Annotated in this window: 20 protein-coding genes; 9 read left to right on the top strand and 11 right to left on the bottom strand. The window is 59.6% G+C overall.

The genetic code is table 11. The features are described from left to right. Positions 1-114: 114 nt before the first annotated feature. Entirely contained in the window at positions 115-909 is a 795-nt protein-coding gene (locus RTCIAT899_RS13595; RefSeq protein WP_015340816.1) for a response regulator, read from the bottom strand. A gap of 258 nt (positions 910-1,167) precedes the next feature. Here RTCIAT899_RS13595 and RTCIAT899_RS13590 point away from each other — a divergent pair, with 258 nt between their 5' ends. Further along, positions 1,168-1,374, top strand: a complete 207-nt coding sequence (locus RTCIAT899_RS13590; protein ID WP_015340815.1) for a NepR family anti-sigma factor — start codon at positions 1,168-1,170, stop codon at positions 1,372-1,374. A gap of 12 nt (positions 1,375-1,386) precedes the next feature. Next, entirely contained in the window at positions 1,387-1,938 is a 552-nt protein-coding gene (locus RTCIAT899_RS13585) for an RNA polymerase sigma factor (RefSeq protein WP_004107036.1), read from the top strand. A gap of 232 nt (positions 1,939-2,170) precedes the next feature. On the opposite strand, the gene RTCIAT899_RS13580 is transcribed toward RTCIAT899_RS13585, so the two are convergent. The 7 genes from RTCIAT899_RS13580 to hemP form a co-directional block, all read right to left on the bottom strand. After that, on the bottom strand, positions 2,171-2,575 hold the full coding sequence (locus RTCIAT899_RS13580) for a hypothetical protein (protein WP_015340814.1): 405 nt from the start codon (positions 2,573-2,575) through the stop codon (positions 2,171-2,173). A gap of 9 nt (positions 2,576-2,584) precedes the next feature. After that, positions 2,585-2,935, bottom strand: a complete 351-nt coding sequence (locus RTCIAT899_RS13575) for a glycine zipper domain-containing protein (RefSeq protein WP_015340813.1) — start codon at positions 2,933-2,935, stop codon at positions 2,585-2,587. 164 nt (positions 2,936-3,099) lie between these two features. After that, on the bottom strand, positions 3,100-3,891 hold the full coding sequence (locus RTCIAT899_RS13570; protein ID WP_015340812.1) for a heme ABC transporter ATP-binding protein: 792 nt from the start codon (positions 3,889-3,891) through the stop codon (positions 3,100-3,102). Between the two features lie 7 nt (positions 3,892-3,898). Then, positions 3,899-4,990: a FecCD family ABC transporter permease gene (locus RTCIAT899_RS13565; RefSeq protein WP_376766886.1), complete on the bottom strand. Its 1,092-nt coding sequence runs from the start codon at positions 4,988-4,990 to the stop codon at positions 3,899-3,901. A gap of 19 nt (positions 4,991-5,009) precedes the next feature. After that, positions 5,010-5,945: a heme/hemin ABC transporter substrate-binding protein gene (locus RTCIAT899_RS13560; RefSeq protein WP_041677954.1), complete on the bottom strand. Its 936-nt coding sequence runs from the start codon at positions 5,943-5,945 to the stop codon at positions 5,010-5,012. Between the two features lie 9 nt (positions 5,946-5,954). After that, the gene (locus RTCIAT899_RS13555; protein ID WP_015340809.1) at positions 5,955-7,010 is read right to left on the bottom strand and encodes a hemin-degrading factor; all 1,056 of its coding nucleotides are present in this window, start codon (positions 7,008-7,010) and stop codon (positions 5,955-5,957) included. Positions 7,011-7,019: 9 nt separating this feature from the next. Continuing rightward, positions 7,020-7,193 carry a hemin uptake protein HemP gene (gene hemP / locus RTCIAT899_RS13550; RefSeq protein ID WP_015340808.1) on the bottom strand — a complete coding sequence of 58 codons (174 nt, stop codon included), beginning with the start codon at positions 7,191-7,193 and terminating at the stop codon, positions 7,020-7,022. A 191-nt stretch (positions 7,194-7,384) separates the two neighbouring features. Here hemP and RTCIAT899_RS13545 point away from each other — a divergent pair, with 191 nt between their 5' ends. From RTCIAT899_RS13545 to hmuQ, 5 genes are all read left to right on the top strand, one after another. Continuing rightward, positions 7,385-7,837, top strand: coding sequence for a hypothetical protein (locus RTCIAT899_RS13545; RefSeq protein ID WP_015340807.1), 453 nt, complete (start codon positions 7,385-7,387; stop codon positions 7,835-7,837). A 4-nt stretch (positions 7,838-7,841) separates the two neighbouring features. Further along, positions 7,842-9,098 (top strand): cell envelope integrity TolA family protein, encoded by a 1,257-nt coding sequence (locus tag RTCIAT899_RS13540; RefSeq protein ID WP_041677630.1) that lies wholly within the window; start codon positions 7,842-7,844, stop codon positions 9,096-9,098. A gap of 132 nt (positions 9,099-9,230) precedes the next feature. Then, on the top strand, positions 9,231-9,629 hold the full coding sequence (locus tag RTCIAT899_RS13535; protein ID WP_015340805.1) for a DUF2325 domain-containing protein: 399 nt from the start codon (positions 9,231-9,233) through the stop codon (positions 9,627-9,629). Continuing rightward, a complete protein-coding gene (locus RTCIAT899_RS13530; protein ID WP_015340804.1) occupies positions 9,626-9,904 on the top strand; it encodes a hypothetical protein in 279 nt (92 codons plus the stop codon). The genes RTCIAT899_RS13535 and RTCIAT899_RS13530 overlap by 4 nt, the downstream gene beginning before the upstream one ends. An 18-nt stretch (positions 9,905-9,922) precedes the next feature. Continuing rightward, the gene (gene hmuQ, locus RTCIAT899_RS13525) at positions 9,923-10,237 is read left to right on the top strand and encodes a heme-degrading protein HmuQ (protein ID WP_015340803.1); all 315 of its coding nucleotides are present in this window, start codon (positions 9,923-9,925) and stop codon (positions 10,235-10,237) included. 34 nt (positions 10,238-10,271) lie between these two features. Here hmuQ and RTCIAT899_RS13520 read toward each other — a convergent pair whose 3' ends face one another. From RTCIAT899_RS13520 to RTCIAT899_RS13510, 3 genes are all read right to left on the bottom strand, one after another. Then, positions 10,272-10,649, bottom strand: coding sequence for a DUF423 domain-containing protein (locus RTCIAT899_RS13520; RefSeq protein WP_015340802.1), 378 nt, complete (start codon positions 10,647-10,649; stop codon positions 10,272-10,274). Between the two features lie 7 nt (positions 10,650-10,656). Then, entirely contained in the window at positions 10,657-11,046 is a 390-nt protein-coding gene (locus tag RTCIAT899_RS13515; RefSeq protein WP_015340801.1) for a group II truncated hemoglobin, read from the bottom strand. Positions 11,047-11,134: 88 nt separating this feature from the next. Then, entirely contained in the window at positions 11,135-12,178 is a 1,044-nt protein-coding gene (locus RTCIAT899_RS13510; protein ID WP_041677629.1) for a substrate-binding domain-containing protein, read from the bottom strand. Positions 12,179-12,314: 136 nt separating this feature from the next. Between RTCIAT899_RS13510 and RTCIAT899_RS13505 the strand changes: the two genes are divergently transcribed. Next, positions 12,315-13,358: a Gfo/Idh/MocA family protein gene (locus RTCIAT899_RS13505; protein ID WP_015340799.1), complete on the top strand. Its 1,044-nt coding sequence runs from the start codon at positions 12,315-12,317 to the stop codon at positions 13,356-13,358. Positions 13,359-13,362: 4 nt separating this feature from the next. Continuing rightward, positions 13,363-14,256 (top strand): sugar phosphate isomerase/epimerase family protein, encoded by an 894-nt coding sequence (locus tag RTCIAT899_RS13500; RefSeq protein ID WP_015340798.1) that lies wholly within the window; start codon positions 13,363-13,365, stop codon positions 14,254-14,256. Positions 14,257-14,459 lie beyond the last annotated feature (203 nt).

Raw genomic sequence — 14,459 nt, 5'->3', positions numbered from 1 at the left:
GTAACAACTTGAACCGACCTATATAATCGTCCCGGATAACAGTCGGTAAACCGGCCGTTTCGCACACAAACGCCCGGTCAGGCTCTTTGTTCCGCCGTAAGGTTTTCACTTGAATCAGGCAGCCACCTTTGTGGTTTCGTTAAAGAAGAGTGCCTGGCTGATGAGGGCCTTCACCATGTCTGGATTGAAAGGCTTGGTCACAAGGAAGGTCGGCTCCGGCCGTTCGCCCGTCAGCAGCCGCTCCGGGAAGGCAGTGATGAAGATCACCGGGATGCTGGCAGTCTTGAGGATGTCGTTGACGGCATCGATGCCTGAGCTGCCGTCGGCAAGCTGGATATCGGCAAGCACCATGCTCGGTTTCGTCGCATTGTAGAGCGCGACCGCTTCCGCGTGTGTACGGGCGATGCCGGTAACGCGATGGCCGAGGCTTTCCACCATCTGCTCGATATCCATCGCAATCAGCGGTTCGTCCTCGATGATCATGATATCAGTCGCCACCTGGCGGGAGATTTCCTGGGAAGCAGTGTCAAGCAGGTGCATCGCGTCGCTTTCCGAAACGTCGAGGATATCGGCGATCTCGCCGAGGCGGAAACTTTCAACGGAGGCAAGCAGGAATGCCTGTCGCGCGAGCGGCGAAACCTTGGAAAGATTCACGGTGGCGCGCTGTTCCCAGGCAAAGGGAGAGGCCGGTTCAGTAATCTGAAGTGTTACGGAACCGAACAGCTTGGTGAACAGTTTATAGAGTGCGACACGGTCGCTGTCCGTGTCCGGAAAGATGGATATGTCGGCGATGATGGCTTCCAAAACCGCAGCAACATAGGCGTCCCCCGACGTCTGCGTTCCGGTCAAGGCACGTGAATAGCGCCGCAAGTAAGGAAGATGCGGCGCAATGCGTGTGGAAAGTGTCATCAATGGCTCCCGCCTTTTATAACATTCTAATTAAATACAGCCCAAAGGCCGCAACAACTAAGAAAACGTCAGTTGAGTAAAAAAGTTCCTCTTTGTCGGAACTTTTTTTAGGCAGTCGCATTACAATGCTTACAATCAGTGGACTTCAACCTTTACGATTCGTTAGGCATTGTTTTGATTGGGGTCGATCGGTCTTCCGGACGGAGACAAGGGCGTCTTATCCATGAACGCGAGAAAAATGAAAAGCGAGCGGGTTAAATGACTATCCAGAATCACGAGGACGCAGACAACAAGACATCGGATCTGCGTGCGGTGGATATCCTCGATCCCAATAATCAGATCGGCAACCGATTGCGTTCGTTCTACGCCGCCGCGCAGGACGAGGCCATTCCCGACCGCTTTCTCGATCTTTTGGAAAAGCTCGATCAGGCTGAGCGTTTGGCCTCCGCAAAGGTCTCCGAATAGGAGGTGGATGCGATGGAAACGCAAACGAGCTTCAAGCGCGAACTTCTCGCGGCTCTCCCGAGCCTCCGTGCCTTCGCCATTTCGCTGACCGGCCGTCACGACCGGGCCGATGACCTTGTCCAGGATACGATCATGAAGGCGTGGGCCAAGCAGGATCATTTCGAGATGGGCACGAACATGAAAGCCTGGCTTTTCACCATCCTGCGCAATGAGCTTTATAGCCAGATGCGCAAGAGCGGCCGCGAGGTGCAGGACAGTGACGGCGTGTTCACGGAATCAATGGCGACGCATCCCTCGCAATATGGCGCCGTCGACCTGCAGGACTTCCGCAAAGCCCTGGATCAGCTGCCGCCAGATCAGCGCGAAGCCATCATCCTTGTGGGGGCGTCGGGATTTTCCTACGAGGAAGCTGCCGAGATCTGCGGCTGCGCGGTCGGCACCATCAAGAGTCGCGTCAATCGTGCGCGCCAGCGCCTGCAGGAATTGCTGGATATTTCCGGCGAGGCAGATTTTGGTCCGGACGCCACCTCGGCACCGCTGACATCAAAGGCATTCGCTTTCTAGAGCAGTTCCAGCAAAAGTGCCAAGCGATTTTGCATCCGGGACTGCGTAAAAACAAGAAGATAGAGCGTTTTCGCGATTCGAAGAAAGGCGGAAATGCTCGAAGAAAAGGCCCGGCGCTATCGACCGGGCCTTTTATCGTTACAACTTATTTATGGCTTCACGAGCTTCGCGCCAAGTTGTCGGCAAGGCAACGATTTCGCTTTGCGACGTGTGTCGATTTGGAAATGCCGGATCAATCGTCTTCGTCGCGCGCGCCGAACAGATTTCCGAAGAGAAGAGCGGCGGCGATGGCCGCCGTCATTAACGGTTGCTTGCGCACGAGGCCGAGCGCTGCGGCCGCTACCGATTCCATCGCCAGCATACGTTCCCGGGCGCGCCGTTTCTCCTGCTGATTGATGATGGCCATAATAATGAGGACGATCAGCCCGAGCAGAAGGGCACCTGCGGCAATCAGCAGGGCAGAAACCGCCCCGCCATAGATCGTTGCCAGCCAGATGGCTGCCGCTATAAGCGCGAAAGCATAGGCCGTCAGCAGGAGGAGAGCCGCGATCACGATGAAAATACCGTTGCGCTTGGTTCGCGCAACGGTGCGGTTGAATGTGCCTGACAGGAGCAGGCCGAGAATCGGAGCGATCATCCCGCCACCCTAGCGGCGAGACAGAAGCAGAGCGACGGCCAGGCCGAATGCAGCCGCCGCGCCGATGGTGGCGACGGGATGCTGACGCACGGTCCTGCGCACTTCGCGCGAACCTCTCGTATAGCCGCGCTGCAGATCGCGCAGCAGCTCCTCGCCGCGAACCGTCAGATCGTCCAAATTGGATTCGGCGGTCGCGCGCAATTTCTTACCATGCCTCGCGCCGCTTTCACCGATCAGCTTGGCAAAGGCTGCAACTTCTTCGCGCAGCGACTCGATTTGATCTTCGATGCTTGCCTCGACATCGTGCAGGCTGCTGCCATTACGCTTACCGCGCGCCGAATGAAGGATGGATGTAGCCATGTTCAGCTCCCTTTCGCTTTGCTTCGGCGCCCGAAGGCACCTGTTATTCGCTATGATCGGAGGTCTTTTGACACACCGACGGCGTTCGGAACATCGTTTCCGATCACTCGCTCTCAACGCGCGGATGCAACAAAAGGTTCCAGAAGCCGCCGGATCGGGAGTTCTCAACCATCGAGCGCGCTATGAGCGAGGACGAATGGAGCACCATCGGCGGGAACGCGATTGACCTGCAAGTTGCAGCCGAATACGTCCTGAAGATGCCGATCGGTCAGCACCTCCTTGACCGCACCCTTGGCCTGCAGCCGGCCGTTCTTCAGCAGAACCATCCGGTCGGCAAAAAGTGCAGTAAGGTTGAGGTCATGCATGACGGCAACGACCCCGCCGCCACGCCGGCAGAATTGCCGGGCAAGCGTCATGATGGTGAGCTGATGACTGATGTCGAGGCTGGAGACCGGCTCGTCGAGAAGCAGCCAACACGGCCTGCCGTCTATGACGGGCTCGGAAATCTGACATAGCACCCGGGCGAGCTGCACCCGTTGCTGTTCGCCGCCGGAAAGCTCCTGATAGAACCGCCCTTCGAAGCCGTCGAGATCGACGGCGGCAAGCGCCTCCGTCGCGGTGCGGTCAGCCTGCTCCGGATAACGGTTGCGGCCGCTTGTCAGGCCCATGCGGACAATCTCGCGGACCGCAAAGGGGAAGGAGATCGAGCTTGCCTGCGGCAGCACGCCCCGCATTTCGGCAAGTTGCCAGGCCTTGAGGCCGGCAATCTCAGTGCCGTTCATTCGGGCGCTGCCGCGATAGGCGAGTTCGCCGGAAATGGCTTTCATGGTCGTGGTCTTGCCGGAACCGTTCGGCCCGCAGATTGCCGTCAGCGTTCCAGCCTCGGCCGTGAAGGATATGTCCTCAACGACCGGTTTGCCGGCAAGCCGGACGCTCAGATTGGAAACGTCAATCATCGGAGGCTCACAGGCTGAGGCGCGAGCGCTGCCTGAGCAGCATCCACAGGAAGAACGGACCGCCGACACCGGCCGTCAGAATGCCGATCGGCAGCTCGGCCGGAGAAACGAGGATGCGGGCGACCACGTCTGCTACGACCAGCAAGGAGCCGCCGAGGAGTGCCGAGGCAGGCAGCAGGAACCGATGGTCGGGACCAATCACCATGCGCAGGATATGCGGGACGACGATGCCGACAAAACCGATGCCGCCACTGACGGCGACCGATGCGCCGACCGCCGCGGCCACGCTGACGATGGCGATATTCTTCAGCCGCTGCACCGATATACCCATGTGGAAAGCGGCCGCTTCGCCGAGCGTCAGCGCATTCAGTCCGCGTGCCATGAAGGGAAGGGGTAGAAGCGAAAGGACGATGATCGGGCCGGCACCTGCGACCTTGCTCCAGGTCGAGCCCGCCAGCGATCCCATGCTCCAGAAGGTCAAGTCGCGCAACTGCCGGTCGTCGGCCATGTAGATGAGGATTCCGGTTGCCGCCAGCGCGAGTGAACCGAGCGCGATGCCGGCCAGCAGCATGGTTGCGATCGATGTCTGCCCGTACCGGGTCGCGACCTTATAAAGCAATATCGTCGTTGCCAGACCGCCGATGAAAGCGGCGATCGGCAGGGAAAAGATCCCGAAGAGATGTGCGAGAGGGGCGAGCACGCCGCCACCGAGGACGATCATGGCGACCGCACCGAGGCTGGAACCGGCAGACACGCCGATCAGGCCGGGATCGGCGAGCGGATTGCGGAAAAGGCCCTGCATGACCGCACCCGAAACCGCCAGCCCGCCGCCGATCAGGAAGCCGAGGACGGCGCGGGGCAGGCGGATATCGAAAATGACGATGCGGTCGCGGATGCTGAGGCTGCTTTCCGCGCTGCCGCTCAGCATGCCCGTTATCACGTCGATGACCGAAGCATTCGACGCGCCTGTCGTGATCGAAAAGAGAAAGGCAACGGCCGAAACCATGACCAAGCCGGCGATGACGAGGATCGCAAGTGCGGTGCGATCCCCTTGGCGGCGGTGTGCCGTGGCTTGCGACATCTGCTTCAGCCCTGCCATGGCATCGTTGAATGCCACGTCAGCCTCCGTAGATCGCCGCGTTCAGCTCGCGGATGGCGCTGGCCGTGCGTGGTCCGAAACCGAGCAAATGCAGGCCGTCCATGCGCACGATCGCCTTGTGGCTGGCGGCCGGCGTCAGCGAAATGGCTGGCTGCTTGAGCAGATCTTCATTCGACATAGACAGCGGGCCCTCGCGATCCATGATCAGGATGACGTCAGGCTTGGCTTCGATGATCGCTTCGTCCGTCACCGACTTGTAGCCGGAAAAGCCGTTGATCGCATTGATGGCGCCGGTCAGCTTGATGATGCCGTCGGCGGCCGTGTCGCTGCCCGAGGCCATGATCTTGCCGTTCTGGTTGCTGAGCACGAAGAGGACGCGCTTGCGCTCGGCCTCCGGGCGCTTGGCGGAATCGTTGATCGCGGCATCGAGATCGGCGGCGACCTTGTCTTCCAGGACCTTGGCCTTGTCCGGCACGCCAAGCAGCGCGCCGACGGCTTCAATCTTTTTCAGAATGCCGTCGCGATCGTAGGTCTGCGGCACAGTCTCGAAAGGCAGGCTGGCATTGCGCAGCACGGCCAAGGCTTCCGGCGGCCCGGAACCTTCCACCGCGATGATGGCTGTGGGATTGACGGCCAGAATGCCTTCTGGCGATAGCGCGCGCATATAGCCGACATCAGGAAGTTTGGTCGCTTCCTTCGGATAAAGGCTGGTGGAGTCACGGGCGATGAGCCGCTTTTCTTCACCGAGCGCATAGACGATTTCGGTCACATCGCCGCCGATGGAGACAAGGCGGGAGGTATCCGGCGTCTTGGCCGCTTCGGCAGCGCGTGCGTGCCGCACGAAGCTGCCGAGCCCGGCGATCGGATTGACAGGCGCGAGCGGCAGGGCCATCACCGCCATGGTCAGGGCGATTTCCCACGGCCTGATGTGCTTCAAGTTCTTAAACATCGTCATGAACATCTCTTATGCGGCGATGCTGGCGCCTGATCTCGTCAAGTTTTCCAGGATAGCGCGCCAGTCGCGACGCTCGTCGAAGCCTTCCTTACGCTTGCCGAAGAACTGGATGATCATCTCGCCCTTGGCATTGTAGGCTTCCAGCGAGGTGACATGGCCGTCCTTGGTCGGCTTGCGCACGACCCATGCCTCGGCGATGTGGTCCTGACGCAGATGCAGATGGAAGGTCGGGTCCATGATGTTGATCCAGGGACCCATGGTCTGCACGTTGTGGATCGGGCCGGAATGGATCTGCACGGTGCCTTCGTTGGCTACGAAGCACATGATCGGCAGGCCCTCGCGCACGCAGGCATGCATCATTTCAGCGACGGCACCGGCATCCAGTTTCCATGCATAATCATCGCCGACGGTGCGGATCGCGTCCTGGCGGCCGATCTTCAGCTTTTTCAGCATGCCGAAGAATTCGTGCGTATCGGTCATGCGGCTCCAGTGGTCGCGCAGCTCGTCGCGGCTGACATCGCCGTCCGTCGCGCCATTGTCGTAACCTGAACGATCTTCGACGAATTCCTGCGACTGGTCTTCGATGAGCAGTTCGGCAACCATGGCGTGATAGGCCTCGACATTCGAATCGGGGCGCAGATGCACCTTGTGGACGGCATCACCGGCCTTGTCGAAGAATTGCAGGCTCAACCTCTTCTGGTCGCCATCCGTCTTGGTGACGGCGAAGCCATGCACCCAGCGCTTCGGGAAGATGCGCAGATCGATATTCTCGCCAAGCACAATCGCCGCCTGCGCGCCGAATTTCATGTTCTCATAGACGCCGATTTTCTCATGCACCGCGCTTTCGTTGCGCGACAGCGCCATGATCTCGCCGAGCGAGGCAATCCGCTCCAGGAAGCGATCGACGCTGGCATCGATGCGGATGGCCGAAATGCCGACTTCGGCCGCGACCAGCGCCGCTTCGGAAATCTCGAGGCGGGCAGCGATGTCGCGCTCGCGCATCTTCGGGTTCTCAGCACGGAAAGCGCGAATTTCGGCGGGGGTCGGGCGGCTCGTCTTATTCATCTGTCATGCCTATTTGTTGAGTATGAGTTTGCCTTGGCGCGTAATCTTCATGCGGTAGATGACGCCCTCGTGCTTGATCATGATTTCGGTCTGGCCCCGGAAAATATCCGTGCTCTCGACAATTCGTATCTGTGGTGCGGCCATGCATTGCACCGGCGGCGTAGGGGTCTTCTCAGCAATCATCCTGTTTAGTTTTGCCTGAAGTTCATCTGGGGCCGAACCGTTGTGCGGCCAAATTTATCTTGACTCTCTTACTCATGGTTTCATAAACACACAATAGGATACCTATAGAGTCAAGTTTAAATTTTCGACGATACACGCCAGGGCCGCGCTGGTCGGGCGAGCGGCGTCAAACACAGACAGGAGACATGCCGATGCTGACGAAAACGATCTTGGCGCTCGCCGCCTCGGGGCTGTTTGCAGCGGCATCTTCTGTTTCTGCTTTCGCTCAGGATGCGAATTCCGCGGCACCCGCATCGGCTGCGCACAAGCTCACCGTCGAGCTCAATGCATTGGCTCCCTCGCAGAAGGGATGCATGATGACCTTCGTTGCCGAAAACGATATGGCGACACCGATCACCAAGATCTCGTTCGAGCTTGCCTTCTTCAATGACAAGAATGCCGTCGACCGGGTTACGGTGCTCGACTTCCGCGACCTGCCGCTCAGCAAGAAACGTGTGCGGCAATTCGACATGCCGGGGGTCAAATGCGAAACGGTGTCCCGCATCATCATCAATGACACGCCGGTCTGTGATGGTCCGGCCGCCGGCGAATGCAAGGCCGCATTGACGACCCGCTCGCAGACCGCAGTTCCCTTCGAGGGCTGAAGCCATGGCAATACGCTCGGCGAAAGTTTCCATGGACCGCCGCGCCAACGGCGGCTTGAATGACAACTATCCGAGCGTGCTGCCCGGCCACGAACTGGCCGGCCTCGAGGGCGTGCCGCGACCGCCGGCCGGCGAGGCTGTAGTGCATTACAGTCGTTTCGCGCAGATCAGTTCCTATCCAGATCATCCAAGCGAGGCTGCCCCCGATGAGACGGCGGAGCACCTGCCGATGGACGCGCTGCCCGAAAGGTCGGGTGAAGCCGTTGCTGGGCGCAAGATGTCGCTGCTTCTTTCCGGCGTGGGATCCTGCCTGTTCCATGCCGTTATCGTTATCGTGCTGCTGTTTACCTTTGTCGCCACGCCGGAAGATGCGCAGGAGGAGGCGGGCGATACTGTCAGCGTTATCATGATCGGCAATTCCGATGCCGATCAGATGGCTGCTGGCGAGGACAATCCGCAACCCGAACCGGAGCAGGTAACTGCGGAGGCCGTGCCGCCGCAGACGGTTCAGCCGACCGAAGTCACGCCCGCCGAACAGTCGCAGCCGCCGCAGCCTGATGTCGTTCAGCCGCAGACAGTAGAGACGCAACAGATGCAAACGGCGGAGCCCGTTGAGCCCGTGGAGCAGACCCAGCCCACCGCAGTCGCGCCTGAGCAGCCGCAGATTTTGGCGACGCAGGCGCCGGCCGAGACGACGGTCATCCAGCCTGCCGAACCGGTGCAGCCTGTGGATACACAGGTCGCGGAAGTTCAGCCGACCGAGCCGCCGCCAAAGATCGTAACGCCCGTCGAAAAGCCGAAACCGGTTGAGCGGCCGAAGGAAGTGAAGAAGCCCGTCGCTAAAATCGCGAAGGTGAAATCTGGATCGCGTGGTGAGAGCGAGCAGGATTCCAAGCGGGGGTCCGTCGATGGCACCGAGGCAGCGCAATCCGATCAAAATTCTCAGTTGAATGCGCGTAAGACAGGCTCCGGCGATGCGGCAATTGCGAATTATACCGGCAAAGTGCAGGCCCGCATTAAACGCTACGTGCAACGCGTACCGTCGAAGTATGAAAAGGGCCTGACACTCGTCGTGCGTTTGACGATTGGTTCGAACGGCGAACTTCGGTCTCTTTCCGTGGCGCGCAGTTCCGGAGATTCCGACTTGGATCAGGCTGTGATCGAGCAAGTGCGGAAGGCCGCCCCATTTCCCTCGCTGCCTTCCGAATGGGGTAAGCCGACTTGGCCGTTCACGCAGGCGGTTCAGGTCGGAGGGCGATAATAGCCGCTTCTCTCGTCTAAAATATGATGAAAACTCTCAACTTTATACTTTACTATAAAACTCATGTTTATTAAGGTCGCCTCACGCTTGGTGGAATCGAGCGTGCAAGAGCAACCAGCAAACGGGTGATGTATGGCGCGTAAGGGGAAGAAGGATTTGGGCCGCGAGAGCCGCGAAGCGCAGACAACGGCGCAGGTTTCCGGGAAATCCACTCTCGATGTGCGCAGCTTCCTCTATGTGGGCGGCCGCGATTGCCAGGTGGCGCATCTTCGCCAGATCGCCAGCAATTTCGGTGCCGAACTGATCCACCATGATGGCGGTCTTCGTGAAGCGGTTTCGCGCATCGACACGGTACTGCCCTCGGTCGACTGTGTCTTCTGCCCGATCGATTGCATCAGCCATGATGCCTGCCTGCGCGTGAAGACGGGCTGCAAGAAGTTTGGCAAGGCCTTCATCCCCTTGCGCAATGGCAGCAAGTCCAGCCTCGAACGGGCACTGCAGACGATGAAAGAACGAGACGCTTCCAGATGATCGATAATGGCCCCGAGGGGTTTATGCTGATCGGCCTGCACAAGCTGGCCGCACAGAATGGCGATGGGCTTGTGCCCGAACTCTACGAATTGCTGATGCGTCGCGCCGATGATCAACGACGGGCGGCAAATGTCGCGACGTTTCCCGCCTGGAAGACGCGGCAGCCGAGAGAGGCGCCGGAGCAACCATTCGACGCAGCGAGCCGCAATGGCGCAAATGTCGTTGCCTTTGCGCCCGACGCGGATAAGACTGTCGCCCGTCGTAAAAAGGTTTGATCGTCGAACGAGGTTGCCATGTATATCGCCATGAACCGCTTCAAGGTCGTCATCGGTTTGGAGGGCGAATTCGAAGAGGTTTGGCGCGGGCGCGATTCCCGCCTATCGGACGTGCCCGGTTTTCTCGAATTCCGCCTTCTGCGCGGAAAATCGAGCGTGGAGGAGGGCTATACGCTGTTTTCCTCGCACACGACCTGGCACAGCGAAGATGATTTCATCAACTGGACGAAATCCGAGCATTTTCGCCTGGCGCATCGCAATGCCGGCGAGAACAAGCGGCTCCATTGGGGGCCGCCGCAATTCGAGGGTTTCGCTGTCGTTCCGGGGATTTGAAGCAGCGTCCCTTACCTTGGTAAATAGCTTTCTCTCAGGCCTTGGCCGTACCGGTTCTGAAAAAGGCGCCGAGCGCTATCGCCGCCCAGCCGGCAATCATGCCCATTCCGCCCGTCGGAGCGGCCATCGGAAAGAGCGAGCCGCCGCCGAAATGCCTGTTGATGAGATCACCGGCAAAGATCAGCGTTCCCAATCCGAGCAAGATTGCAGCAATAGGCGCTGTGCGGATCCGGTCATAGCCGGCATAGAGCGCCAGGAGGGCAGGGGCGTGGGCGAGGCTCATGGTAGAGGCTGCGCCGAGGAAATGCGTGTCGCCGCCATGGGTTGCGGCCGCAGCCAGCGCGACACCGCCGCCGCCGAGGATGCCGGCGACAAACAGGGTGGTCGGACGGATTGCTGCACCGATGGTCATATCTTCCTCATTCCCTGTTCTGCATATGGAAGGCCAGACGCTCCACCGGCTCCCAGATGATGGCCCGCAGTTTCTCGTTTTCAATGGTTTCATCCATGGCGCGGCGGAAGCATAGCAGCCATTCGTCACGCTCCTTCGGGCCGATGGCGGCGACGAAATGCCGGCTGCGCAGACGAGGATGGCCGCGCTTTTCGATGTAGAGCTGCGGCCCACCGAGATAGCCGGTCAGATATTCGTAGAATTTCTCCTGCGAGCCTTCGAGGCTCGGCGGGTGCACGGCGCGGCAATTTGCGGCCTCCGGCAGCGTATCCATCAATTCGTAAAAGCGTGATGTCAGCGCCCGCACAGCTCGGTCGCCGCCGATCGCTTCGTAGAGTGTGATGGTTTCTTCGCTCAAGCCCAGGCCCCTGTTTGCGATGTCCTACATGGCAACTCAGGGGCGTCGTCGCAACTGTCCAAGCGGCCGGTGCGGCGTTTCGGCGCGACTATTTTTTGGCAGTCAGCTGGAAAGCATCGCTTTCACCGGGGATAAGATCGAGCGGCCAAACGGTCTGACGCGTCTTTCTTGGATACTCGTGGCTGTAGGCGGGCATGCTGGAAAGCAGGATTTCCGCAAGTTCGACGCCAAGATCGTGTACCGACGTGCGAAAGCAGGTCAGCGCCGGCTGCAGGAATTTGGCGCGCGGCGCCTCGCGGAAGCTGACGACCGCTATATCGCGCCCAGGGATGATGCCGGCTTCCATCACGCGCCGATAGAAGCCGATCGCCATCAATTCGTAGATCAGGATCACAGCCGTCGGCCCGTTTTCGAGGCCCAGCAACTCGTCGGCGACCTGATAGCCGCCTTGTTCGCTCGATTTGGCGCGAATGACGAGCGCGGGATCATAGGCGATGCCATGCCGCTCCAGCGCCCGGCGATAGCCGTCAACGAAGATGAAGCCGAGATTGATGTCGCTTGAGGGTGCGCTCACCGCGATGCGGCGATGTCCATGCGCGACCAGCCGGTCGACGGCAGCATTGGCGACGCCGTCAAAATCAAGATCGGCCCAGGGGTGCTGGGTGCCTGACAGGCTGCGGCCAAGCGCTGCAAAGGGGATTTTCGCCTTGGCAAGCAAGTCGAAACGCTTGTCGACGCGCTGCGTCTCCGAGATGATCAGCGCATCGACGATCCGTCTCGCCACCATGCGCTTCAGATATTCATAAGGGTCCTCGTCATGCGGGCAGGGGAGCATGACGAGATCGAGCTTGTGGCGTGAGAACACGCTCTGCAGCCCGCCCGTCACCGTCAGGAAGAAATTGTCGCTGTTTTCAACCGTTTCGCGGCTGGATTGGATCATCAGGCCGATGACGTTGGTGGTGCCCTGTCGCAGGCTGCGGCCGGATTGGTTGGCGACATAGCCGAGTTGCTCGGCAGCGGCGAGAACGCGCTTGCGGGTCTCCTCGTTGACATCAGGCTTGCCGTTCAATGCGCGTGATACCGTGCCGATCGAAATATCGAGATGCTCGGCAAGCTGACGAATTCCCTTCATCGGCCGCAGTTTTCCTCCATGCGCCATTTTCCGTAGTCCTCCTCTATTGACACAGGAAAATCTTTTCGCATAGTATCGTAAACGTTTACGGAGCGCGTGTCATGAGGGGTTTACGCACCGCCCGCTGGAGGACATCGTGAAATTTAATGCCATTTTGTGCGGGTGCGGAGCTATGTCCAAGGGCTGGCTCAGGGCCATCACCTCGACGCCGACGCTTGCCGAATCCATTCAGATTGTCGGTCTGGTCGATCTCAATCGGGCGACCGCCGAAAGCCTTGCGCAGGAATTCTCTCTCGACGGTGCCGTCATCGGCTCCGATCTTGCCGAGGTCATTGCGGCGACCAAAGCGGATCTCGTCTTCGATATCGTCATTCCCGCCGCGCGTTTCGGCGTGGTTTCGACGGCGCTGAAGGCCGGCTGCCATGTTTTGAGCGAAAAACCGATGGCGACGTCGCTCGCCGAGGGCGCTGCGCTGATCGAGCTAGCCGCTAAAACTGGCAAGGTCCATGCCATCATCCAGAACCGCCGCTTCATCTCCGGCATCCGCCGCATGCGACGTTTGGTGGAAGAGGGGGCGATCGGCGACCTTACGGGTGTCCATTGCGATTTCTTCCTTGGCCCGCATTTCGGCGGCTTCCGCGAGGAGATGGACAATGTGCTGCTGCTCGACATGGCAATCCACACCTTCGATGCCGCTCGCTTCGTGTCCGGCAAGGTGCCGCTCTCGGTTTATTGCCTTGAAAAGAACCCTGTAGGCTCCTGGTACAAGCATGGTGCATCAGCGCATGCGCTCTTCGACTTTTCCGATGACGTCGTCTTCAGCTATCGCGGTTCCTGGTGCGCCGAGGGTCGTCGCACGAGCTGGGAAAGTGAGTGGCGGCTCACCGGCAGCAAGGGCATGCTGACCTGGGACGGCGAAGATAGTTTCGAAGCCGCTGTCGCCGGCAACGAGCCGGGCCTGCTGCATGGTTTCATGCCGATCGAGGTCCCCGAGCCGAAACATGAAGAGGAGACGCACGGCCACGCCAGCGTCATCGCATCCTTCATCGAAGCGATCAAAACCGGCAAGCCGCCCGAGACAGCGAGCTCTGACAACATTCGCAGCCTTGCCATGGTTCTAGGCGCCATCGAGAGCGCCAAGACCGGCCGGCGCGTCGACATTTCAGCACAAGGACAATGACATCATGACAAATCCGGCAAAGGCCATCCGCATCGGCACGATGATCAGGGCGACGAACGAGGATGCTGCCCAGAACATCGCCAAGATCGCCGATCTTGGCTTCGAGAGCTTCGAGCCCTTCTTCTGGCAGAGCACCAACGGTCAGAACCTTGTAGAACTCGGCAAGCGCTGCCGCGAGGCCATCGGTGACCGCGACATCACGATCTCGACCCTCGGCATGTTCGGCAATCCGCTTGAAGAGCGCGAGATGGACCTGCAGACGCTGCAGGGCTGGAAGGATTGCATCGACAACGCCCATCATTTTGGCGCGACCTGCGTTGCCGGCTTCACCGGCCGTATCCGCAACCGGCCGCTCACCGATAGCCTGCCGCGCTACAAGCAGATCTGGAGCGAGCTTGCCAAGCGTGCCGCCGACAAGGGCATCAAGATCGCCTTCGAAAATTGCGCCATGGACGGCAATTGGGCGACCGGCGATTGGAACATCGCACATAACCCCGATGCCTGGGAGCTGATGTTCAATGAGACCCCGGATGACAATCTCGGCCTGGAATGGGAGCCGTGCCATCAGATGGTGTATCTGATCGAGCCGCTGCCACAGATCCGCAAATGGGCGAAAAAGATTTTCCACGTCCACGGCAAGGATGCGACAATCCGCTGGGATGTCATCAAGGAGCACGGCATCTTCGGCAAGGAGAAGTTCGTCTTCATGCGCACGCCGGGCTTCGGCGACAGCAACTGGACCGACATCATCTCCGAGTTGCGCTTGGCCGGCTGGTCTGGCTCCATCGACATTGAAGGCTGGCATGACCCGGTCTATCGCGATGCACTCGAAATGACTGGCCAGGTTCATGGCCTGAACTATCTCAAGGCAAGCCGGGGTGGGGACTTCGTCGAGTAATACATGCATTTGCAGAACTGCATCGATTTAGGAGGCAAGTTGTGCGTTAATGAAACGCCCTGAGTGATCGACGCTTAGGGCATGACGGATACCCGAACGGAGGAACCCGAGCGTCCGAACCTTCCCATGGGACAGGCGGGCGCTTGGCGCAGGTAAGAGGAAAACGCCGATGGCAGCGCGGGCCATGTCATCGGACAGATACC

It is taken from the genome of Rhizobium tropici CIAT 899, from assembly GCF_000330885.1.
GTDB classification, from domain to species: Bacteria; Pseudomonadota; Alphaproteobacteria; order Rhizobiales; family Rhizobiaceae; genus Rhizobium; species Rhizobium tropici.
The sequence above is the reverse complement of the archived record's forward strand: the minus strand, read 5'-3'. Positions and strand labels throughout refer to the sequence as shown.